This window comes from Cupriavidus sp. TMH.W2 (genome assembly GCF_050847365.1).
Lineage (GTDB): Bacteria > Pseudomonadota > Gammaproteobacteria > Burkholderiales > Burkholderiaceae > Cupriavidus.
This window is the reverse complement of sequence record NZ_CP193796.1, coordinates 135,646-157,494: the sequence shown is the minus strand read 5'-3', so window position 1 is coordinate 157,494 and position 21,849 is coordinate 135,646. Positions and strand designations below refer to the sequence as shown.

The 21,849-nt window shown below is 61.4% G+C and carries 17 protein-coding genes; 7 read left to right on the top strand and 10 right to left on the bottom strand.

Annotation, left to right across the window (positions count from 1 at the left end; all coding sequences use genetic code 11):
• Positions 1-64: 64 nt before the first annotated feature.
• The 10 genes from ACREYQ_RS34100 to ACREYQ_RS34055 form a co-directional block, all read right to left on the bottom strand.
• Positions 65-1,354 (bottom strand): hypothetical protein, encoded by a 1,290-nt coding sequence (locus tag ACREYQ_RS34100; protein WP_432263456.1) that lies wholly within the window; start codon positions 1,352-1,354, stop codon positions 65-67.
• A gap of 11 nt (positions 1,355-1,365) precedes the next feature.
• Positions 1,366-1,866, bottom strand: coding sequence for a hypothetical protein (locus tag ACREYQ_RS34095; RefSeq protein ID WP_432263455.1), 501 nt, complete (start codon positions 1,864-1,866; stop codon positions 1,366-1,368).
• The gene (locus ACREYQ_RS34090) at positions 1,805-3,115 is read right to left on the bottom strand and encodes a hypothetical protein (protein WP_432263454.1); all 1,311 of its coding nucleotides are present in this window, start codon (positions 3,113-3,115) and stop codon (positions 1,805-1,807) included. The genes ACREYQ_RS34095 and ACREYQ_RS34090 overlap by 62 nt, the downstream gene beginning before the upstream one ends.
• Positions 3,084-3,638 carry a hypothetical protein gene (locus ACREYQ_RS34085; RefSeq protein ID WP_432263453.1) on the bottom strand — a complete coding sequence of 185 codons (555 nt, stop codon included), beginning with the start codon at positions 3,636-3,638 and terminating at the stop codon, positions 3,084-3,086. The genes ACREYQ_RS34090 and ACREYQ_RS34085 overlap by 32 nt, the downstream gene beginning before the upstream one ends.
• A 1-nt stretch (position 3,639) precedes the next feature.
• On the bottom strand, positions 3,640-4,362 hold the full coding sequence (locus tag ACREYQ_RS34080; protein WP_432263452.1) for a hypothetical protein: 723 nt from the start codon (positions 4,360-4,362) through the stop codon (positions 3,640-3,642).
• Between the two features lie 14 nt (positions 4,363-4,376).
• Positions 4,377-4,616: a hypothetical protein gene (locus ACREYQ_RS34075; RefSeq protein ID WP_432263451.1), complete on the bottom strand. Its 240-nt coding sequence runs from the start codon at positions 4,614-4,616 to the stop codon at positions 4,377-4,379.
• 43 nt (positions 4,617-4,659) lie between these two features.
• Positions 4,660-6,627: a DNA topoisomerase gene (locus ACREYQ_RS34070; RefSeq protein ID WP_432263450.1), complete on the bottom strand. Its 1,968-nt coding sequence runs from the start codon at positions 6,625-6,627 to the stop codon at positions 4,660-4,662.
• Positions 6,628-6,680: 53 nt separating this feature from the next.
• Positions 6,681-13,070: a strawberry notch C-terminal domain-containing protein gene (locus ACREYQ_RS34065; RefSeq protein WP_432263449.1), complete on the bottom strand. Its 6,390-nt coding sequence runs from the start codon at positions 13,068-13,070 to the stop codon at positions 6,681-6,683.
• A gap of 151 nt (positions 13,071-13,221) precedes the next feature.
• Positions 13,222-13,938, bottom strand: a complete 717-nt coding sequence (locus ACREYQ_RS34060) for a hypothetical protein (protein ID WP_432263448.1) — start codon at positions 13,936-13,938, stop codon at positions 13,222-13,224.
• Positions 13,939-13,989: 51 nt separating this feature from the next.
• Positions 13,990-15,363, bottom strand: a complete 1,374-nt coding sequence (locus ACREYQ_RS34055; RefSeq protein ID WP_432263447.1) for a YqaJ viral recombinase family protein — start codon at positions 15,361-15,363, stop codon at positions 13,990-13,992.
• A 165-nt stretch (positions 15,364-15,528) separates the two neighbouring features.
• On the opposite strand from ACREYQ_RS34055, the gene dnaG reads away from it, so the two are divergent.
• From dnaG to ACREYQ_RS34020, 7 genes are all read left to right on the top strand, one after another.
• Complete coding sequence (gene dnaG / locus ACREYQ_RS34050; protein WP_432263446.1) at positions 15,529-17,280, top strand: DNA primase; 1,752 nt, start codon at positions 15,529-15,531, stop codon at positions 17,278-17,280.
• A gap of 79 nt (positions 17,281-17,359) precedes the next feature.
• Complete coding sequence (locus ACREYQ_RS34045) at positions 17,360-17,779, top strand: hypothetical protein (protein WP_432263445.1); 420 nt, start codon at positions 17,360-17,362, stop codon at positions 17,777-17,779.
• A complete protein-coding gene (locus ACREYQ_RS34040) occupies positions 17,779-18,267 on the top strand; it encodes a hypothetical protein (protein ID WP_432263444.1) in 489 nt (162 codons plus the stop codon). Before ACREYQ_RS34045 ends, ACREYQ_RS34040 begins: the two co-directional genes overlap by 1 nt.
• 41 nt (positions 18,268-18,308) lie before the next feature.
• On the top strand, positions 18,309-18,803 hold the full coding sequence (locus ACREYQ_RS34035) for a lytic transglycosylase domain-containing protein (RefSeq protein WP_432263443.1): 495 nt from the start codon (positions 18,309-18,311) through the stop codon (positions 18,801-18,803).
• Positions 18,803-20,209 carry a hypothetical protein gene (locus tag ACREYQ_RS34030; RefSeq protein ID WP_432263442.1) on the top strand — a complete coding sequence of 469 codons (1,407 nt, stop codon included), beginning with the start codon at positions 18,803-18,805 and terminating at the stop codon, positions 20,207-20,209. Before ACREYQ_RS34035 ends, ACREYQ_RS34030 begins: the two co-directional genes overlap by 1 nt.
• Before the next feature lie 21 nt (positions 20,210-20,230).
• Positions 20,231-21,349: a hypothetical protein gene (locus ACREYQ_RS34025; RefSeq protein ID WP_432263441.1), complete on the top strand. Its 1,119-nt coding sequence runs from the start codon at positions 20,231-20,233 to the stop codon at positions 21,347-21,349.
• Entirely contained in the window at positions 21,346-21,825 is a 480-nt protein-coding gene (locus ACREYQ_RS34020; RefSeq protein ID WP_432263440.1) for a hypothetical protein, read from the top strand. The genes ACREYQ_RS34025 and ACREYQ_RS34020 overlap by 4 nt, the downstream gene beginning before the upstream one ends.
• Positions 21,826-21,849: the final 24 nt, after the last annotated feature.

Here is a 21,849-nt window from a genome sequence, read left to right as displayed (position 1 = left end):
CCCTTCAGAAAAAGGTATGCCCGCACATTTTGCGGGCATCGCTACGTTGTGTTGAATGACCCGCCTACCTGTTCGCAGCGGCGCCGGACTTTAGGCTGTTGAGATAGCCCTGAAGCACTGGCCGGAGGTTCTGCTGCAATAACGTTGCGTAGATCTGGCCAAGAAGTACGTTTGTCCGCTTCTGCTCCTGCATCGCCAGGAAGTCGATACGCTTACCGAGTGCTGCCACGTAGAGGTGCTCGCGTGCCTGAATCTCTGGTCCGCCACTAATCATCAACTTGTACCAGTCTTCATTGCCGACCCGCTTCTCCACTTCGAGATTTATGAGGTCGGCATCCGAGACGCCCTTGGAACTCCAGGCGGGGAAATTGGCGTCCAGATACTTCTGGACCCACGCTCCCGTGTCTGCATCCTTGGTCATCTGCTGCGCCGCGGCCTTGTTGCTAGCCCGTGCGAGCAGCCAGGCACCGTAGTCATTCGCTGGCTTCTTGGCCAGCGACATCCGCGCCTCATAGACGTTCTTCAAGCCCAGATAGGCTTGGCCATTCGGCGTCTTCAGTTCCTCCGCTCCCACCATCCGCGGCGGCAGCGGATCACCAACGTTGTTCAGGTAAGCGGAGAGCGCTTCGCCCTCGTCGCCTGCTGGGTCCACGGTCAGACGACGCTTCTCTGCGCCCAGCTGCTGAGGACCGTCGAAAAGCGTGTCAGCGCGAATATCCGCGTCGATGAAGCGGTTCCTGTTTGACGGACTGACACCGGCGCCCCGACAAAGGAAGCGTCGAACCTGGTCGCCGATCGAGCCGCTCCCGGCAAAGGTGCCGCACGATCCGACCCCAATGTCGGCCGCCTGCTTGTTTGGATCTGATGGCGGCAGTTGCTCCTTACGCGCGACCTCAGCGGCGGTAATCTGGCGGGGCGTGTAGGTATTCTTAGCAGACGGCGATGCCGCAGAGCCTTCGCCCACACCTGTACCGGCGGAAGAACCGCCCCCGCCGCCGCCCGCCTTTGCGGTCGACGTGACGCCGCACTGCGTTGCGGGGTATCTGTTCTGGGTGCGATTTCGCTCGGTCTCGCTGTTCGCCCCCCGAGTCACGGTACTCACCTGGTCGGCTGCCTTAGCTGTTTGTGTGGCCACAAGTTTCCCTTGCTCGCCGATGGCTTTCACCACGTCGGATCGCATCGTGTCGATACGGTCCGTCACGTAGTCCCGGCTCGCTTCAATGCGGTCGAGAATCTGCATCTTCCCGACGACATCGACGCTACAGACCATCACCGCTGAGGCCGAGCTAGCCGCAACCAGCAAAACGGCACCGACGCCGATTTTTGTAGCGCTCGCAGGGGAGTGTTTCTTCATTCTTTGCTCCTTTACAGGCCGAGGGCGCCGCTTAGTCGATCCCAGAGGCCGCTCAGCCCCGTGCCGGCAGACGACGTAGCTGCCTGGGTAGCGGTCGACACCGCCGAGTTGCCGGCGGTAGTCACCGCGTTGGTTGCCTGCGTCCCCGCACTCTTCGCCATGTCAGGGACACTGCGGCTCGAAAGCGAGCCGCAAGCTGACGACTGCAGATTCTTCACCAGGCCGTTGAGAATGCTGTCGATGGTGGATCCCATCCCAATGCTGGCGCCGGAGCTGTAGCCAAAGTCCAGCATGCACTTCTGTGCCGCCTGGCTGGAATCTGAGATCTTCTGATCAGAATTGTCTATCCTGTTCACTTCGCGATTAATCCCTGCCTGGCGTGCAGCCTCCAGATCCGTACAGGACTGATCACTGCTGTCCGCGTGCGCTGATGCCGCAACTACGGCTAGACTAGCCGCGCTGACGAAAGCTAAACGAAGGGCGGACTTCTTGATCCGGCTGATTCGTGTCATTTCCATTTTGTTGATTGGCTTCCTTGACTGCACCCGCTTTGGATGTCTCCGACCGGGCTGTGATTCGGGTTGCATGCTTGGCAGACGGGGCTTCATTGACGAACTCCTTGAACAGCTGCACATCGAGCTTCTGCATCGCCTCCGTTTCAACCTTCACGAACACGTTCCGAGCCCGCACGGTCGCCTTCTCTACCAGTGCCTGGTACAGGGCGGTGGCAGATGCCAGTGCCTGCTGGCTCAGCATCTCGTTTCGGTGCGCGTTGTCCAGCACCCGCGCGGTCAACAGCCGATACTCGGCGCCGACGAGAGTCGCGGCGCGCCCCATGGCGCCCTGCATCCATGAGGTAGCCATGTCAACGTCCGGGACTTCGACCTTGTTCTCATCGACGATCTTGAGCACCCCGGTCAGAAGATCGGACGCGATGTCTTCGGGTGCGCGGCCGAAGGCAAATACTGCGTCGGGCTGGGCATTTGGGTCCCATTTGGCGATCTTGACGCTCTTCACTTCGTCCAGAAGAGACCAGACCGCCTTAGTCGCCGATACTTGCAGGCGGCTACGCGCTACATCACGCTCATCCACCTTGCGGTAGTCCGCAGCATGGTGAAACAGATCAACCACCTGCTGATCGATGGCTGGCACAAACCCATTGAAGATGTCATCACTCAGCGCCAGGAGCGGCTCCGCGTCAAACTTCCCGGTCTTTGACCATTGCTCATGAATATAGAAGCAAGCCTGCTGGAGTAACCGTGCGCGTAGGTAGTCCGGAATCTTGCCGTTCGGGCCAACCAAAGTCCGCGCAAGCTTGTCGGCGGTCACATGCGCGCCCTCCACAAGCTGATTGAGCGCTGCCACTCGCACTTCGCGCGGTACCTCAGGCCCACTGCCGGGATCCAACGAAACGGCCGCTGCAAGCTGCGTGAGGCTCTTGGCAGCCGCGGCGGTGATCTGGAGCTCCTTTCGCGGAAGCACGCTCGCACCGAATGGCGTTGCCTTCGGTGCATACCGGTCCTTATTCAGCGCCGGCATCGCCTCTGCCGCTGATTTCCCCTTCACGCGAACGACAGGCGCTGCAGGCCCGCTGGCCGCCGGCCCGCTGCCGAGTTGGGTGCCGGTTGCCGCGGCCAGATCCGTTGCCGGCAACCCTGTCGGCACGAGCCCCCGTCTGGCCATCTTAATGATCGCCGAGGAGGGGATGCCAAGGCGGCCGCGGCCCTCTTCAGGTACGTTGGTGTTCGGTGGCGTTGGCATGGTCGCTTTCCTTCTCTGCGCGTGGCAAGACGGCCTCGCGCCTGAAGTCAGGGTTGAATCCTTCCGGCAGTGGAATCTCCGGAAGGCCGTTCGCATACCAATCGATCTGATCGAATGCTTGGATATGCTTGGCAAGATCGAGGTCAGCGCCATTCGATAAGCCCAGCACCCTATTGGCACCTTCGAAAATGGCGAGAATGCGCATGGTCGACGCAACATCTGTGCCGATGGCCGGAAATGTTGCGTTGAGCCCGAACATCGCTTCCTCGTCCGCGCTCAGGCTGATGCCCAGAGAGCCGCCGTCGCGGCATCCACCCTCCATCCGCTGCCAAACTCGCTCGGCTTCAATGGCGATCACCGGGCCGAACGACTCCGGCTGAAAAACCGCGACGGCCGGAATCTCCGCATCGCCAATGTGAAACCGAACGGACAGGCGCTCCGCATACCGTGCAAGCAGGCGATACGGGCAGTACCGCAGCATTGGCACCACAACTTCCGGCTTTTCCGGAGTGACCGCTTCCATGTCACATTCCTCGAGGACGTTGCGATCGGGCAGAGCCGTCGTCATACGCGCCAACGAACCGATCCGGATCCTCCTGGTCGCCAAACAGGGGCAACAGGTATTGACCTCCAGCGAGTACCCGTACGGCGATCGAACTCTGCACGGGCAGCGGTGGCACGTCGACCATCAGTGCCGTGGTGACCGCCTGCGTTGAGACGCACGGCGTTTCAGGATGCTTCCACGCTGTAGCGTGGGTGGGTAGTGATGTTGCGACCTCGCTTGGCACGTGCGCAGCTTCCACCACCTGTTCCGACGCCGCATCCTCGGCTGACGCACGCTGCATGAACCGATACACCGTCGACTCATACTCCGCTTCGCGCATCGCCACTTCGACCAGCGCAAGAACACGGCTCGGGTCGGCCTCGATTGCATCCCGAAGCTTGTCAGCCAGATCGGGAATGTCCGACGAGAACAGAAGCTCGACGCATATGTCGAAAGTCACCCGGCAGTCCTCGGCGCCGGCGATCCACACACGAGCAGAGGTTGCCAAATCCTGCTTTTCGGTCGATACGGCGCGGCCGGCAGAATTCGCATCGTCAACGGCCACAATATCCACTAGGGCGGACCACAGCAAGCGATTGGCGAAGCGTGCCGCACCTTCGACATTCCATGCATCGGGTCCTGCACCACCTTCGCTTTCCCGCGGCGTGTCGAGAGCATATGCCTTCGTAATGGCGGCTTTCATTTTGATGTCTCCTATTACGCCGCAACTTGTTTGCCGCTACGAAAACCGCGCATCATTGCCAGGTGCTGCTCCCGATACTCCTGATCGGAGAGATTCAGATCCTTCTGCACTTCATCTGAAGGCTTCCCTTCGACAAAGAGCGCCGTGAACATGGCTCGATCCTGCGGCCGCGCTGCCATGGACGACAGCAAATCATTCAGCAGGCTCTTTGCTCGAACTTCCTTCGGTTCGGCGTGGTTGCTGTTCTGGTGCACAGGCTTCTCCAATATCTGTGGTCGTGGTGGGTAGGTAGCCGCCTTACGCCGCTTTCTTGGCGGCGCCGGCGCCCTTCTCATTCGCTGCGGATTGCCGAGGCGAGACTTGCATCCGAGCCCGCTCGATTACGGTCTTGACGTACTGGATCTGGGATTCAATCACGCTTTGCATCTCGGCTTCCCCGAGCGCAATGGCGCTCAGCATGAGCTCCCACTTGGCGGTGGTGGCCACGTCCGTCAGCCATGGTGGCAACCGACCAATGGTCTCCTTGCCGAACGGCGTAGACGTAATCTCGTGGCGCTTCCCCTTCTTGGTGGACAGCAGGAAGCCCCGCTTCAGCAGGTTCTGGAGGATCGGCCCACGAGTACGAGATGTGCCTATGCCTTGCGTCTCCTGTAGCAGCTCCCGGTCGCGCTCGGTCTTGGCGAACTTGTAGGCCGAGATCATGTCTTCCATCAGGCTCGCCTCGTCATAGCGGCTCGGAGGCTTGGTCTGCCCGGTTTCGAGGGAGACGCCAGTGGCCGCAAGCTGCTGGCCCACTTCGAGCTTCGGTAGTGGGCGACTTGGGCCATTGGCCGGTGCTTCCTCAGTCTCGGTGGACTCCGGCTTCTCCAGCTCTCGCCAACCGAGCACCAGGTCGCGGCGAGCCGAGGCCCTGAACTCATCCGGCCCGTACATCACCACGAGGCTGGTCTTCTCGTACTCATAGGCGGGATAGAACTGCGCAAGGTACCGGACCACCACAGTCTCATAGACGGCGCGCTCCGCATACTCGGCATCGGAAAGCGCAGGTACAAGTCCGGTAGGGATGATTGCGAAATGCTCATCCACCTTCTCATCGTTGAATGCGCGCGACTTCCTGCCTGGATCCGCCTTGGCGCACTTTCCCGGAAACACGGAAGCCAGCTGCGCGACTACAGCGCCCGCGTCCGCATGCATTGCCGACGGCAGGTACTCACAGTCGGTGCCCACGTAGGTGATGGCCTTGTGTTTCTCGTAGAGATTCTGAGCCGCCTTGGTTACTTGCTCGACGGACAGCCCGTGCTGCTTGGACGCTGTCGCCTGCAGGCGCCCCATGGAGAACGGTAGCGGTGGGCTTTCGCGTTCAACTTTCGTAGATGCCACAGCGACGGTACCGCGCGCGCCGGCCTTGATCGCGCCTACCATGCCGGAAGCCAGGGACTTGTCAATGAGGCGCCCCGCAGCGTCAAACCCTGCTGTCCCCGCGGCATCCTTCCGCTTTTCCCAGCGCAGCGCTGTGCCGTCGGCCAAAGTCACGACGGGAACAAAGTAGGTCTGTGGCTTGAACGTCTGAATCGCCAAGTCGCGCAGCACCACCATTGCGAGCACCGGCGACTGGACACGTCCGACCGACATGGTCTTGATGCCGGTGAGCTGCTGATATGCCATCGAGCCATTCATGCCCAGCAACCAGTCCATGACCTGGCGTGCGTTGGCGGCCATCCGCTGGCGAACCCAATGCTCCGCACCGTTTTTCTCGAGGGCCGTGACTGATCGATCGAGATCGGTCTCTGCCTTCGAGGTGATCTTGGCCCGCAAGAACCGATTGCCAGCCGGATCGAGCCCCCAATATAGGAACATCTCATCGAAAATGAGCTGGCCTTCCCGGTCGATATCGCAGGCATTCACGATCTGGCCAGCCCTTTTTGACAGCTCCCCGATCAGGTTGAAGCGTTTTGGTGGATGGGCTTTCCCCTTTGCATCCACGTCGGGCTTCGGCTCGAACTTGAACGGCTGCGGGATCAGCGGCAGAAATTCAAAGTAGTTGCCGGCGTTCTGCTCTTTGGTCAGGTACGCCGCGGGCGGCAACATAGTCAGCATGTGGCCGAAGAGCGGGCAGACCACATCACCGGTGTCCAGCGAAAAGTAGCCGTCCGTTGCCGCGGACTTCGCGTTGAGAACCTTGGCGCGCTTCGTTCTAATCAGGGCTTGGACGATGTCCTTGCCGACGCTGGGTTTCTCGGGTATCCAGAGGCGCTCGATTCTCAACGCTGCTTCCTTTGTTTATTTCGTTTTCATATTCTACCCCACAACTTAAACGGTTAGCCAAGCTCCCGTGAGGCGGCTACAACCCGAGCCTGCTCATCCTCGCCGTAGGGGTCGCCGATGGTCTCGGTTCGGGCTTCCGTTTCGCCAGGGACAACCTCCAGCGCGGCTGCGGTGGACTCCTCCAGCCCCTGCGCGACCTCCACCGCGCCGCCGCCCTCCGCACTGGCGGCCAGCAGTTGCCGAACCTGCTCCCGGCGCTCCTCCTGTTGCGCGACGCGCGCGGCACGTTCCTGAGCCAGTGGCCCGACGAGTTGTTCGTAGTAGCGTTGCTCCGCCAGGCGAGCCGTCCGATACGACCCCGTGTTGCGGCGCGACACGTATAACTGCAGGCCCTGGCTCCTTACCATCGCGTGGATGAGGCGTTCCCGGCCCTCCCACGTTTCCGGCAAGCCAATGTACATGACGGTTCGGCTCTCCGATTTGCCGGTCTTTGTAGCCGAGAGCGCCAGGTTGAGGGGGTACGGCTGGTCCGGGTGAGCTGCCTCCCAAGCCTTTTTGTCTCGTTCGACAGCCTGACGCATCGTCTTCACAAACTTCGCCTTCTCGGACTTTTCCAAGTCCATCTCGACGCGGTTGTTGGCCAGATCGATGTTGAACCAGCTTTCGTTCTTGGCCCCGGTCTGCCCGATTGACAGCGCCGACTTGAATGAGACGTGTGCATATACGCGGCCAGAGTCAACGTGATCCCTGTCGCCGCGGCTGCTAACCGCAGCCTCAATGAAGTTGATGATCATGCCCTTTTGATGGAGCCGCAGCGGCATCGACATAACGCTGAATTCGGATTCCCCACCCCAACCGCGCTTGTGGATGGAGATCGCCCGGTGGCGCTGCCCCGTTTCGTCGGTGTAGGTGATGGCCGTTCCCTTCTTGGTGGCTGCGGCCCACTCCGCTGCCTGGAACAGGTTGCCGACCAGCAGGGACCGGGTCATCCGCACCGGGCCGGGCTCGAAGTCATTGAAGCGGCGTGCTGCATCACGCAGCTCGTAGAGCTTGGATCGGCTGAACAGGCTGCCATCGATGTGGATTCGGGGGAACTCTGGTGCGGCGCCGGCGCGGCGCAGCAAATGGGATGCCGATAGGACGACCGGCTTCTCTTCGCCCGGGCTCGCCAAGTGGAAGCGCCACTTGGACAGCATGCTTTCCTCATTGGGCGGTGGCGTGTCAACGCCCACGATCACCATCCGACGATCGGCAAAGAAGTGGGCAAATTTGCTACCCTCCTCCTCCCGCACCCAGATTTGGGTGCCCGGCGTGAGGTACGGGAGTACCGTCTCGGCAAATAGCTTGCGCTGGTGCGATTCCTTGACGGCGTTGTGCTCGCTATCGGCCAGTGCTTCCTCGATCGTGCCGAACTTTGTCTGGGAAAGACCAATCAGCTTCTTCGCCTCGAGCACCTCGGCGGCTTTGCGGGCCGCAGGCATGAAAGTAAGGGCCTCGAACCTCGGATCATTGCCCCATTCCCGGCGGAAGCGCTCCACCCACCAGGCGTCGCCGGGCATCTCGTCCGCGCCCCAGGTTTTGAGCTTCCGCAGGGCAGCAGAGCACGCCTCGCCATCGCTTTTGACGGCCGCCTTCACGTTCATACGCCACTGCATGCCTGCCGGCTTGCCCTCCATCTGTGCTGCCTCGGGGTTCGAGTGCCAGATCGTTGCGGTTTCACCGGAACGCGACATCAGCGCCATGAGCCGCAACTCCATCTCGGTACCGGGCACGCGGGCGCCAAACGTCAGCATTTTTCCGCCAATCGCCGCCAGCCCTTGAAGTTTGCCGGCGAATGGCTCCTCAGTGCCTGGGATGGCGTCTGCCGGGATAGCTTCGATGATCTCCTTAAAGATCGATCGGGCGAACTGCTCGGCCCTTTCCGGTGCACTCGCCTCGGCCTCCCTGTTCAGGGCGCGGAACATCGGCGCGCTCAGGGAGCGCGCAACGCCCCGCACCGGCACCCTTCCGGTCCGGTCCGAATCTTTGAGCGCCGCGATTTGCTCGGCGATGCGCGCCTCGAGATGCTCCCACTGCAATGGCTGGTAATCCTTTTGGTAAGCCACGTCGCGGAGGTAGACCGGGCCGTCGAAAGCGCTCAGAAGATCGAGATTCTGGTCCGTCCCCCATGCGAGCACCTCTCGATCTGTACGGGCGCGCCAGTCGTTATCCTTGATGCCAGAGCTCTCGCCGGCGATCTCGTTCTGGATCACGGCATCGTCGTAAGCCATATACAAGTCGTCGTACACCTTCTTCTGATCGCGGGGCGACAAGAGCGCAATGCGCTGAGTTACCTTGTTTGCCAGGCCTGCAGCGTCCTGCGCGTTGCGCAGCTCGATGGACATCCGCCCCGCCACTCCTGGGTTCTCGAGCAGATAGTCGCGGCAGACCTCATCGCCCAAGCGGTTAAGCAGGTCAGGCACGTCCTCGATCAGAGCAGCGTTGTCACGCGAAGAGCGGATGTTCGCAGACAGGCCTGCGAGCTTGCGGTTCTGCATCATGAGCGTACGCATCTCGCCATACAGACCAGTGGTCAGGATGGAGATCCGCGGCGCCACCACTTGGTCGAAGCGATTCACCCGGCCGAACAGCTGAATCCGCTCGGTTGGGTTCTCGGGAATCTGGAACTCGATCAGTTCGCGCTGCTGGGTGTTTCCGAAGCGTGGCGACGCGTGCAGCGACAAACCCGTTGCGGCTGCCCGGTTGATAGTCAGCACGTCCAGATTTCCCCAGTTAAAGTCCCTGACCGTGCGCATAACGTCTGTCTTCTTGCGGGCGCGCTTGCTGATCTTGGCAAGGCCTGCCGGCTGCGCGGGATCAACCGGCGTAAGCTGCAGCCCGCGACCGGAGATCTCTCCAACGCGTTGCCCAGCGTGTTCCAATCCCACCCGGATTACGTCTGCCGGCATAATTGGCATCTCGGGCAAGGTAACAATCTTTGCCATGATCTGCTCAATACCCGAGCGATAAGCCGTGAGGTGTTCCGCCGTCACGCCTGGAACGTCCGCGATGGCCAACCCACCAAGGCGGTCCTGGTCGTCTTCGGCCCGCGCGCCGCGTCCATCCTGATCATCTGCGCTGACCTCCACAGAGCGGATAGCGCCAAGACGGCTCACCAGCGCCTTCATCAGATCACGCAGCGTCGGCATCCGGATTGTGTCGACCTGCGACTGCGCACGGATTCGTTCATCGAGAATCTGGGTCGCCTGATTGACGAGCTCCGCATCGAGGCCGTCCCCTTCTTGCGAGGCGTTCTGCGCAACCCGTTGCATCCGAAGGGTTTCTTCCTCGATGAGTTGCCGAACCATCGCCTCACCGGTGTCCTCGAACACGATCACCGGGCGGCGGCCTGCCTCAATGGCTTTCAGGGCACGCTCGATGGCATGGTCGGCCGACAGGGCGGCCAGCGTGCGGCGCATCGCCTGATAGATGGCGCCGCCAGTGCCGAATCGGGACGCGAAGAGGCGTCCAGCCGCATGGGTGGCGCTAGCCCGCGCGCGGCCAACGCGTGTCCGCGCGTTCTCGCGGGCGATCCCCTTAGCTTGCGCGAGCTCGCGGCGCAGGCCCTCCAACCGCGCATTCGCTTCGTCCAGGCCGACCGTGTGGTGGGCAATGAGGCCCGACATGGCCTCCTCCTCATTCGACGGCTGGTCTTCAGCACCACGTAAGGCGACAAGCTCCGCAACACGGCTCTCCGCCGCACGGCGATGCTCCTCGGTGCTAGCTCGAATTGCTTCCTGCTCCGAGACCCGATGCTCGATCGACTCAATTGCCTCGAGCTCACGTTTCTCTTCAGCTGCCTCAGCCTTCCGGATTTCCTCGCGCGCAGCCTGGGCGGCTAGCAGCAGCGACTTCGTCTGCGTGTTGGCGCGCTGCAGCAGGTGATCAATCTCCCCGGAAACCATGGCCATCATGCCGAGGATCTCGGATACCTGGCCGGCAACCGCTGTATTGCGGTCCGTACGGGGCGAGTCGACTTCAACGACGAAGTCGATCTTCGACAGATCGTGTTCCCGACGGATAAACCCGCCGTCGCGGGCAAGCATTGCCGAGAATACTTCACCGAACTCTTCGCCGCCGCGGTTCATCGCATCAGTAACCTGTTGAATATTCACAGATTCCGGGAACGCACGGGAATAGATGTGCAGGTTCTTGGCAGCCTTTGCCCAGGTGGCCGAGGAATAGACGACGCCCCACGCGCTTTCCGCAATCTGGTGGACACGCTCGGCAGTATTCGAGTCAGAGCCAGCTGCAACGTGAGCTTCGTCAAAGAACACCAAAGCGTCCTGGCAGTGGTTGAGTAGCCACTCACCCTTTGGAGAGTCCTTCGAATTGACCTGAGAGTAGGTCGTGAAAATGATGTTAGCGCCGAGTTGCTCAGGTGACAGGTTCTCCGCGAGGATCGCCTTCATCCGGGCGGCCGGCACCGGGTCCGCGAGTACCTGGCCCTCCCCGGTAATGTCGAGGATCTGGCCATCCTGATTGGTGATGAAGGGGCGGAAGCGGCTCCACTCCTCGATGTCAAGCAGGTCGCGCGCCAGGTCCGAGAACAGGTTTGCACGGTCGGTAAAGAAAATCACCGGGCGGCCTTGCTTGTGAGCCCACGCGGCAAGTGCACTGAGGCTGCGGCCTTTGCCAATCCCAGTTTCGTCGCCAAGGATCGCTCCTCGACCTTGCTGGACCCGGTTGATCATCAGCGAAATCGCGTCGATCTGCTCGGGCGAGAATCGCTCGGGCAGCGTCTCGTAACCCATCCCCAGCTCGTGCGCAACGAACTCGTCAATCTGGCCACGCTCCTCTTCCAGCTTGGCGAGGGCATAACTCAACGAAGCCTGAAGATTCTTGGGCACCATGGTGCTGCCGGGACCGGTGCGGGAGAAAGCCGTGTACGGGCGCTGGTACCGGTTCTCTTCGCGCAAGTCACCGACCTTGATCGGCTCGTCCGGGTCAACCTCGACCTCTGTAGCGTTCTCTCGCAGGGTGAGGGTCTCGTCGACAATGGTCTTGACGCCGTCCCAATCAAAGCAAACCGGCAGCTTTTCAGCTTCCGCATACTGCCGATCGTCGGCACGCCGCGGGCGGTTACGGAAAACAATCACTCGAGCACCGTTCGGGGCACCGCCGGCTTGCGTCAGCGCACGCGAAATATCGAACGCGAACTCGACCGTACCGACTGCCTCGAGGGAGGCCAGGTACTGACGAATCTCGGCGGAGAGGCGCCCGGAGTCCGATTGCATATCACCGGCGTCCAGAGTCAACACAGCCCGCGCGCCAGGCAACAGTGCCGCCGCAAGTGCGTTGGGCGAGGCGACGCCATCGCCCCGGGCACCCGCTTGCCAGTCCACGTTGTGGGCGAGAATGCCGTCATGCTGCGTCTGCGGCTCGACGTTGTCGGCCCACACAACACCCAGGTTCCAGTGGATGTTCGCCTCGGCCAATGCTCCCGCTGCGTCAGATCGAACCGCTAAGACCTTCATCCCCTGCGGAAGGCTGGCGAACGCGGCGCCGTTGCCAGCCGCTGGCACCAGGACACTGGGTTCCGGCTCTCCTTCCTGCGCTGGGGCAACACCCAACAAGCGTTGGGCCGCCAATGCGATCGGCATCGGTACCGGTGCGGCTCCAACCTCGCGGGTGATCGCCCCGCCGGGCATGGATTCGAAGATGTGGACAGCATCCCCCCACGCGGCAGAGGCGCTGTCGTGCTCACGTATGAGGTATTCGATGAATGCGGCTTCGATACCGCTCCAGGCCATGCGCATGCTAGCCGCATCCGCCGGCGCATCGGGGAATGTCGCACGCACGAAGCGATGAAAGTCAGCCTCGCGCTGGATCTCGCCGAGGTTGACTTCACGCAGGAAGCCCTGCGCACATGCAATCAGGTCACGCTCAGTCGAGGCACGCAGGAAGGACGTCGGGCTCATGCCCGCGCCCTCGCGAATCATGGCGCCGCCGTCAGTGACCAGTGACCGGCCGGTGATGTCCTCGAAGATACGGGCGCCATCGGCGTTCCGGCCAAGGAACAAGCCCGTTTCGATCAACCTCGCGAGCTCGGCGGCTTCGTCCTCACGCTGCTGGCTGGCAACGCCCTCGCGGTCTGCACGGGAACGGCGCGCGGCATCGAGATCGATGAAAAACTCGCCGCGGGTCATGACTCGCGTAGCGGCATTCGGCCAAATGGATCGGAACTCGCTCGGCCGTGCCTGTTCGCCGTCGCGGAATGGCCGAATCAGGTACGCGCCCGTCGGGCTCGAGCGGAACTTCAGCTCCTCGATGACCCTTGTGAACAGTCGTGTTCCGGGTTTGATACCAGTAATGACATAGAGCAGACGGCTTTCCAGCGAGGCTACTCGTAGGCGCACGCCTACGGGGTCATTTAGGTCGATCCACTTTGTGGTGGCAGACATCGCTCACTCCGATGCAAGATTTGGACTCCGTGCACCGGAGACCGATGGCCGGGGTTACCCAGGGAATCTCTGTGGGGGAAAATAAAATAGCCTGGCACCAGGTAGCGCCAGGCCCGATAGGCGCTGATGTCAACGCGCCCTGAGAGGACGGTTACGCGGCTTCGCGCTGATGCGCGGCACGAGCGATGTCGTCCGGATCAATGAGCTCGTCGTCAGCCGCAGCTTGAGTCTCGTGCTGGTCCGGCTTCTTTGCCGCTTCCCGCAGGTGCTCGACGGTCTCCTTCAGATACGCTGTCGCGCCGTCCACCCAATCGTTCAGAGCCGCGTAGTTGCGTTGGTTCGAGTTGGCACCGTTTTCCAGTTTGAGGAACGGAGCCTCTGGCAGGCCAGCCAAGGGTTGTTGCGCCTCGTCGACACCGTAGTTCGGCGCCACGGGCTCCCCATCCTGCTTCACGCTGACCCACGCCATATCCGACTGAACAACCCGCTCACCAATCTTCTCGCCGGCCTTGGTCAGACCGGGGGTAATCGAAAGTGGCCGGGTGAGATCAGCGCCGAGCAGTTTGGCGAGAAGTCGCGCACCAAAATACGTTGCATCGCCACCGGATTTCAACGAAAAGCTGACCGCGGTGTTGTCGGCGAAGTAGATGGTGGCGACGGTCTTATCCTTGTACTGTGGATTGTTGCTCGGTTGCTCGCGAGTCTGGAAGCCGTTGACCTGGCCTTCGATCGTGTCGACCGGTTGATAGATGACCTTACCGGTGCCTTGTTCACGCTCACCGGTATTGACCTTCATCGTGCCTTCTTTCGCATTGATTTCAGCGAACTGTACTTTGCCTTGACCGGGACCGCGTTGGGTGAATGCCATGATGATTTCCTTTTGAGATAGATGATGGGCCTAATGAGTGCGACCGGCCTACTAGGCGCGCTCGCGTTGGATGGCGGGCGCCTCATGCTCCGATTGCCCGTCGCCTTCCTCACCCTCGCTCTCTTGCGGAGAAGCGAGCGGGGCAAAGTTCGATCCGACCCAGGCGTCCGCCTGCGTCCTGAGGTTCTTGTCCGCCGCAAACTTGATGATCTCGGTTTCCACGGCATCAGCATCGTGACCATGCTCGGCGAGGGCCTGATAGATCTTTGAGCTGTCGTACGACGGCATGACGAATTGATCGAGCCCTACGCCCTTCTCGGTCAGAAAAGCGACCATCTTGTCGGTGTCGTACTTCGGCTTCCCACTCGCCTTCTTCGTGCACGTGGCCAGCACCGCCTCACCGAGCAACTCGCGGGCCTTCTCGATGTTCACCGAGGCGCTGGCGGTCACGGAGAGATTCCCGCTAAACACCAGGCGCTCGCCGCCGAAGCGTCGGGTGTTCAGCCCCATACCTTCGACAAGACGCTTGCGCTCACCCTCTGCAACGTCACCCAACGCCTTTGAAAGGGCCAACAAGCGGGCAATCCGGGCGGCTTGGGGAGTCCAGGCCTCGCGCTGGCCGTCTTCGATCTCCATACGCCTGGTCCGGATGTACGCCGGAATTTCGCCGCGTAGGACGCAGGCCCAATAGTGATCCCCCGTCTCGCGGATCAGATCGCAGAGCTCGGGGCGGATTGGCACGAAGTCGTTGCGCAGGCGCCAGTTGGCCCAGTCAAACTGGGACAAGATCGCGCCGTTGATCTGGATATTCTGCTCGGCGCACAGAATTGCGCCCTGGTGGAGCTGTGCGGTGTACTGAAAGGAAACGGCTTCAGCGTCGTCGACGGACGTAGGCGCCTTGTAATCGGTCAAGTAGCGACCCTGCACCGTGACCTCACCTGCCGAGGTCTCCATAGACTGTCGCGCCAATACGACAAGGTCATCCGGCGAATACCGCATCCACGCCCGGGTGCCCTTAGCACTCGCCAGTTTCTTGTAGGCGACCGCGTCGCGGTTGGTGCCAAATTGCTGGTAGAACCGGGCGCGATGGGATTGCTCGTACTCCGTGCCGCGACGCATCGCCGGGGTTGTGGGGGTCGGGGGTGCCTTGAGCAGCTTCTCCATCGCCCAGTCGTGGGCGCTGAACATGAAGTCAGCTCGGTGACCGAGGTAGTTGCGCACCAGTCCGCCGATTTCACTGCCACCGATTCCGCCGGCCCGGGCCATGTGCCAAGAAGCCTCATGCGGCATGTGCGCAACCACATAGTCAATCCACTGATTGGCGTCAGCCAGGTCGATTGCATCACGCTGCGGCAGCTGATCGAGCTGGTCGACAAGCTGTCGACGCAATTGCTGCAGCGCGGATGGATCCGGATTGGTGGTCATCGAAGGTCCACGTAGGCCATGGCCTACAGATTAAAACGGACGAGTCCGTTTATCTTGCGTTTTAGTATGTTGGTTCGCAATTTAATAACTACCCTTTGGAGTGTCAAGGGCCTATGTTCATCTTGCGTGGTAGTATGCTAATACACAATAGAGAGCTTGCCATCCATGAGCTTCCCTGCCCGCAAGCCCGGCCCTCGTTTCGAGCCCCGGCCACGTCTGACCGACGCCTTCATCAATAGCGTCAACGAAGCCACCGACCTGGAGGGCTTGGTTTCCGAGTCCGTTGATTTACGGCGCAGTGGGACCACTGTCATGGGCAGGTGCCCCTTCCACAATGACAGCACCGCCTCCCTCTCCGTTTCATCGGAGAAGGGATTCTTCAATTGCTTTGGCTGCGGCGCCGGCGGCAACGCGGTGAAGTGGGCGCAGCTCACCTACGGCTTGTCGTTCCCCAAGGCTGTGCAGATGTTGGCCGATCGCGCAGGGATTGCGTTCCCATACCCCGGCGCGACCCCTCAGCCAGCTCCCCGCGCGACGCCGGTGGTAAAAGCCAAACCCAGTGATGGGCCGACGCTGCCTTTGGTGCCAACCGAGAATCTCTACCAGGTCACCCGTATCGCCGCTGATGCGTACATTTCGGCACTTTCACGCTCGCCCGAGGCGATTGCCTATCTAGAAAGTCGGGGGATCACCCCCGAGATCGCGCGGCGTTACGTCATCGGCTTCGCGCCCGACGAGTTTGGATTTCTGAAGACCGCGTTTGGCGACTACGCGAGGAATCCGGACCTGATCGCGGCCGGGTTGTCGAAAGAGAAGGTCACCCCGGAGCGGACCACCCGCTGGGACTTCTTCCGCAAACGGGTCATTTTTGGCGTTCGGGACAGGGAGGGCCGGCCGATCGCTTTCGGTGGACGAGTTCTCCCCGGCGAGGACGGCCCGAAGTACCTCAACACGCCTGAGACCGGGATCTTTCACAAGGGAGAGGTCGTCTACGGGCTGTATGAGGCGGTCAGCGCCATTCGCGCCGCCCAGCGTGCCTGCGTGGTTGAGGGTTACATGGACGTGCTTTCCCTGGCTGGCAAAGGGGTCAAAAACTCCGTGGCATGCATGGGCACAGCGCTCACCGAAAACCAGATCGAACAAATCCTTTCCCACACGAAGGATGTGCTCTTCGTCATGGACGGCGACGCCCCAGGACGCAAGGCTATGCTGCGTGCACTGCTTCTGGTCATCCCCTATGCGGCTGCCAACCGGTTTCAGTTTCTCCTGCTGCCGGATAATCTGGACCCAGACGAATACGTTAGGGCCCATGGCCCGGGTGTATTCAGAGAGGAGCATCATCTCGGGCTCGGCGAAGCAATGAGCAAGCTGCTGGCTGAACAAGTTGAGGCCGCAGATGACCCGGGCAAACGCAGCCTGCTTCAACGCGCAGCTCGTGCTATCGAGAAGCTGGAGCCCTCAAACCCGCTCGCTGCCGACCTGAACGCACGCGTAAGACGAATCGAGGCACTCGCCGCTCCGACGCAGCCACATCCACCTGGCAGACCCGCGTTGAAGCCGGCCGCCATGCCTGCAATTCCGCCGGCGGGCGAACGACTGCTGAACGCCGCAATGCGCCTTCCCAGGGAGGCAGACCGAGCTCGCATGACCGTCAACTCTGTTTTCGGTGCCGGCGCTGGACCGGACATGGTCGAACGAGGGTTCCTCGCCAGGCTCGATGCCGCAATCGCGGCCGGGAAGGCCGCCCCGATGCAATGCTCTGAGCAGGAGCGGCGCTCCTATGAGCGAGTGCTCGAATCCAGTGGCGCTATTGCTAGTGAGATCCGCCGGAGCAGGGAAGCTGCAGCGGTCGAGCGGCAACTCGCTCGCGGAGAACTCTCAGATTCCGCATACCTCGCCGCCAGGACTCGGGAATGACGGCTCGCAGGCAAGCGGCACGACAACACCTCTTATTTCGTAGTACCATGCTGCCGTGAAATATCAATGAGACACGGTGATGAGCGGTATCGAGCGTGAAACCCATGGACTGTTCGCCGACGGCGTGGCCAGCGTGCTATACGGCACCCAAGGTCCGCTTGGCCGCGCGCAGCTCGAACGCTCCACGCTGCGCAAGGTTATTGCCGGTCTTCCACAGATCGTAGGCCAACCCGAGCCGGCTCGCAGCCATGCATTGGAGCAGGTCGACGGGCTTCTCAAGCGCCTCTCGGGAGACGTTCTGCTGGAAGCGGCCCGAGCATTCCAGGAAATCGATCCGAAGCTGCTCGACGAGGTTCCGCAGCTGGCCAGGATGCGCGAACACGTGACAACCAGTCGGTCGTGGGCCGCTCTCTTCAATCCCAATAGCCTCTCCCGACTTGCAGCTGCGATCCGGGACGAACGAACACTGCCGCCTGGCGGCGATCAAGGAGATCTCTGATGGGAGTTGCCAGCGCTCTGGCGAAGATCATCGCCGCGCCATATATCCGACTCGCCTCGGAGTCCGTCGAAGCTGGCAAGCGCGTAAGGACTGCTTACAAGCAGCTGCAGGAGCTGAAAGCCGAGGAGGCAGCCTCGGCGCCCCTAGTTGAAGCAGGCGATGAGTGTGCCGCATTTGAAGCGCTTTTTGTACACAACAAATGGACAGATGAACAGTTGGCGGCGCAACGGCGCGCGATTGTGCGTGCCAAGTGGGCGATGCTGGCCACCTCCTGGGTGATGCTCTGCGTGATGCTGGGCGTGATCTTGTTCTTCCCCGGTGTCGTGGGGTTCCTGATAGGCGTGTTCGGGTTTGGCCTTGGAGCAGTGATCTGCGGTGCACGCACCGTCCAGTGCGCCCTCTTCCAGGCCCAGATCGACCTGCGCACTCTGATCAGTTTCCGCGCATTCCTTGCGCGCGACGATTTCTTCCACCGTCTAATCAAGTGATAAGCCGCTTTCGCCTGACCCACGCGCTCGCGGGGGCGTCGATGCTGCTTGCGGCACTGACAAATGTCCATGCGCAAGACTCGGCGGCGACGACCGACGCGCCGCGTCCGATTCAGTTGCCAGCGCACATACCCGCCCAGTGTGTAGAGGATGCCGCAACGCGCTATGACGTCCCCGCGGTCGCGTTACTAGCAATTATGAAGGTCGAGTCTGGCGGCAAGGTCGGCCTCGTAGGACGGAACACCAACGGGAGCGAAGACTGGGGACCGTCCCAGGTGAACAGCCGCTCCTGGGGGCGTTATATGGTTGAACGCTATGGCATCCCAAAGTCCGAGCTTCTGAACAATATGTGCCAATCCCTAATGGTGCAGGGCTACGCTCTCCGGTCCGAATGGGATTGGTGCCGCCGCAAGGGGAATGGCGACATCTGGTGCGCCATCGGTAAGTACCACTCGCCAGACCCGAAATTCCAGGAGATCTACAAAGGAAAGGTGTGGGCGGCGTATAGGAGCATTCTGTCGCGAGGAGTGTTCTGATGGCACAATCACCGAAGAAAGAGGAAGACGGCGTTCTATCGTGGACACTGCTGATTCTCGGGGTCATCGCACTCTTCGTCGGATTGATCTGGCTGGTCGGCTCCCACCTGGTCGTCTACTACTTCACCCCCGTCCTAGACCTTCTCGCCGCCCCTTATCACTGGCTCCCGCGTTCGATCGTTGGAGCCATACCTGCAGACCTCAATGCCACCTATGCGCTTTACCGCGCCTACCCAAACCGGATCGGGTTCTTAGACTGGATCGCCTACTGCAATGTCGCGCTGCGCCCAGCTAGCTTTGCCTTTTTCGGCGCGGCTGCGCTTCTTTTTTTCCGTCAGGTTCGCAAGGTCGGTCGGTCGCGCCTGAACAAGAAGATGACCCCCGAGCGGCTGGCCGAGGACATGATTACCGTCTTTACGGACATTGCGCCAGTGGTCAAGATCCAGAAGGCCTTGATCGACGACCGTCTGCCCGGCTGGCGCCGGCAGACATTTCCCGATGAGTTTCTACGCGCGGCCCGTGCTGGCGGCAAGCCCATCCTCGTCATGGACGAGCTTTCCGAGCGACTGGATGACCCCAACGCGGATCGCGATAGCCAGCTCACAATTCACCCTGAGCGCCTCGAGCAACATCTGCAGGCCGAGCGAGGCATCCAGGTGGGTGACGAAGAGCTGGTGCATAAGCGGTATCTCGGCAGGCAGATTGTCAACCTGATGCGCGACATGAAGCGTAAGCCGGAGGACGTGGTGTTTCCGGACAGATTGTCGGACGCCGGCAAGGTCATCTTCGCCATCATGGCCCCCTATGCTTTTGGCGGCCCTCCAGGTCGTGTAGAGAGCCGGCGCCTCTACGACGCACTCAATCTATCAGCGTTCGGCTCGCCGACCGGCATGGCCAACTTGTCCATTCCGCTGGCCATTGCGACCTTCGAGAAATGGCGGGCGCATCCCCTCGCCCGCAATCTGGCCAAGATCCATCACTGGGAATACACGTTCCTCTTCGGCCTACTGAAGCAGGCGCGACGCAACGGCAAGTTCGGCCCGTGGTCGTTCATCTGGATCAAGCCGACTGACCGCGTGATGTTCTACGTGCTCGACTCGGAGGGCCGGGAGACTCCTCACACCGAAGGTGCGATGGCCTTCAGCCAGGCCGAGTTCGAGCTCCGCTGCGCCCGGCTCGGGTATCTGCCCATCGGCCGGGGGGAAGGAAACACGTTCGAGCACATCGTGCTGTCGAAGTACGTCCATCAGGGACTGACCGAAGAATGGGAAGCCTGGCGGTCCGGTGCCGATGACAACGAAGACTGGTGGCAGAAGAAAGACGTATGGAGTTCGTCCAACAGCGCAATCCTCGACGCATTCGCGGCCATCAACGCAGCTCCGCCGCCACCTCCACCCGGCGACTGAAAACCGATCCATTACCTACGTATGACTCAGAACCAAGCACTCTGCACCGTTGAAGTTGTCCGTCTACCTGCCGTTGAGGCGGGCGCTGCGGACACGATTTCTATTACCGCCGATATTCCTGGTGGTGGCGCCGCAACAGCGGCTCTGCCAGCCTCATCGTTTGCCCATGGCTATTCCATCTGGATCGAAGAATCGACCGGGCTTTTCGCCGACGGCCAGGACGCCAGGGCCTACATCGTCAACGTCAAGGTGACGAAACCGGTCGCCACGAACGTTGTTGGGCTCAAGGCACCTAACCGAGAGTTAGCACTGGCGGTACAACATGAGCTTTCCAAACAGATTCAGGCCGCGCTGCGTGCAACCCACGCCCCTTCCCAGCCACCGGTGGCACCGGTGCCACCGGCACAGGCCAACGCCGCGCCAGTGGACAGCTTCAGCCGTTCCTGGCGCCGCAAGCGAATGACCATTGGTGGGGTAGCGGCCGGCGGAATGGTGGTGGTGGCGCTTGTCTTTGCCATGGGGCATCGAAGCACCCGATCGCAGCAAGCCGAGCCGACGATGCAAACGGAAATTGCCCAGAGTGCTGCGCTTGCTTCACCTGGTTTTCCGGGCCCGTTGGCCCAACTGATGCCGATTGCGCCATCCGGGCCTGAGAAGGACATGGACGTCACAGGCAACCGTCTCAATGACCTCGACATGGGCAATCTAAAGGTTATGGGCGATAAAGTCGGCATCCCGCTCCGTGAGGGCGAAGTTCCGTTCTATGTGCTGGCGGATCCTGCCTGCGCGGCTTGCCGTGCCTTGGAGCCAATCTGGACTCAAGCTCCTGCTCGGTACAAGCCGATCATCATCCCTGTGGGCTTCCAGACCGGCGGAGAATCCCTGGCCACCGCCATCCAGTGCAGCAAAGATCCGGTGGTAGCGTGGAAGAAAACTCTCGCCGGCGATGAATCGCTCGCCACAAAGGGGAAGGATTGCAAGGAGGGCGCCACCAAGGTCAATGCCGGCAACCTCTTCTTCCACTACCTGCGGCTGACAGGCACCCCGACCATCATTGCACCGAATGGCGTCATTGCGGCGGGCGGAGATACGGCGGAGACCCTTACTGCGTTCCTGAAGCAGAACGAGGTTGCCAAATGAGCGTTGAGATCGACCGTCTGGCTGATGCCGTCATGAAAGGTGCCGGGGGAATCGGCATGGAGCGCTTCCTTGTGCCGAGCGCCGTGGACAAGGTCCGGCGCGCTGTAACGCTCGGCGACGCGGGGCAGATCACGGCAATCCTGCTGGATGTTGCAGGCGACGCTATCTCAATCGCGGCGGGCCGCTCGCCGGGCGGCGCCCCAGCGGTCAAAGCCCTGGCCGAAGCAATGGGGCCGAGCCTGGCCCTCGTCCGTCAAAAGGCACATCCCGGCGAAGCGACGGCGGCCGCCATCCTCGCGACTTGGCGAGAGGCGCTGATCGATTGGTCCATCTCCGGAATCGCTACTGGCGACACCGGCCAGTCCGACCTCTCACAGATCGGCGGCTTGATCGGCTCGCCGACCGGCCGCGAACACGCCACGGCGGTGTTCCTTGGCGCAATCGCCGTCTGCCAGCACGTCCTCCGGGACCAATAAGTTCGGCAATCCCAGCCGTAGCTA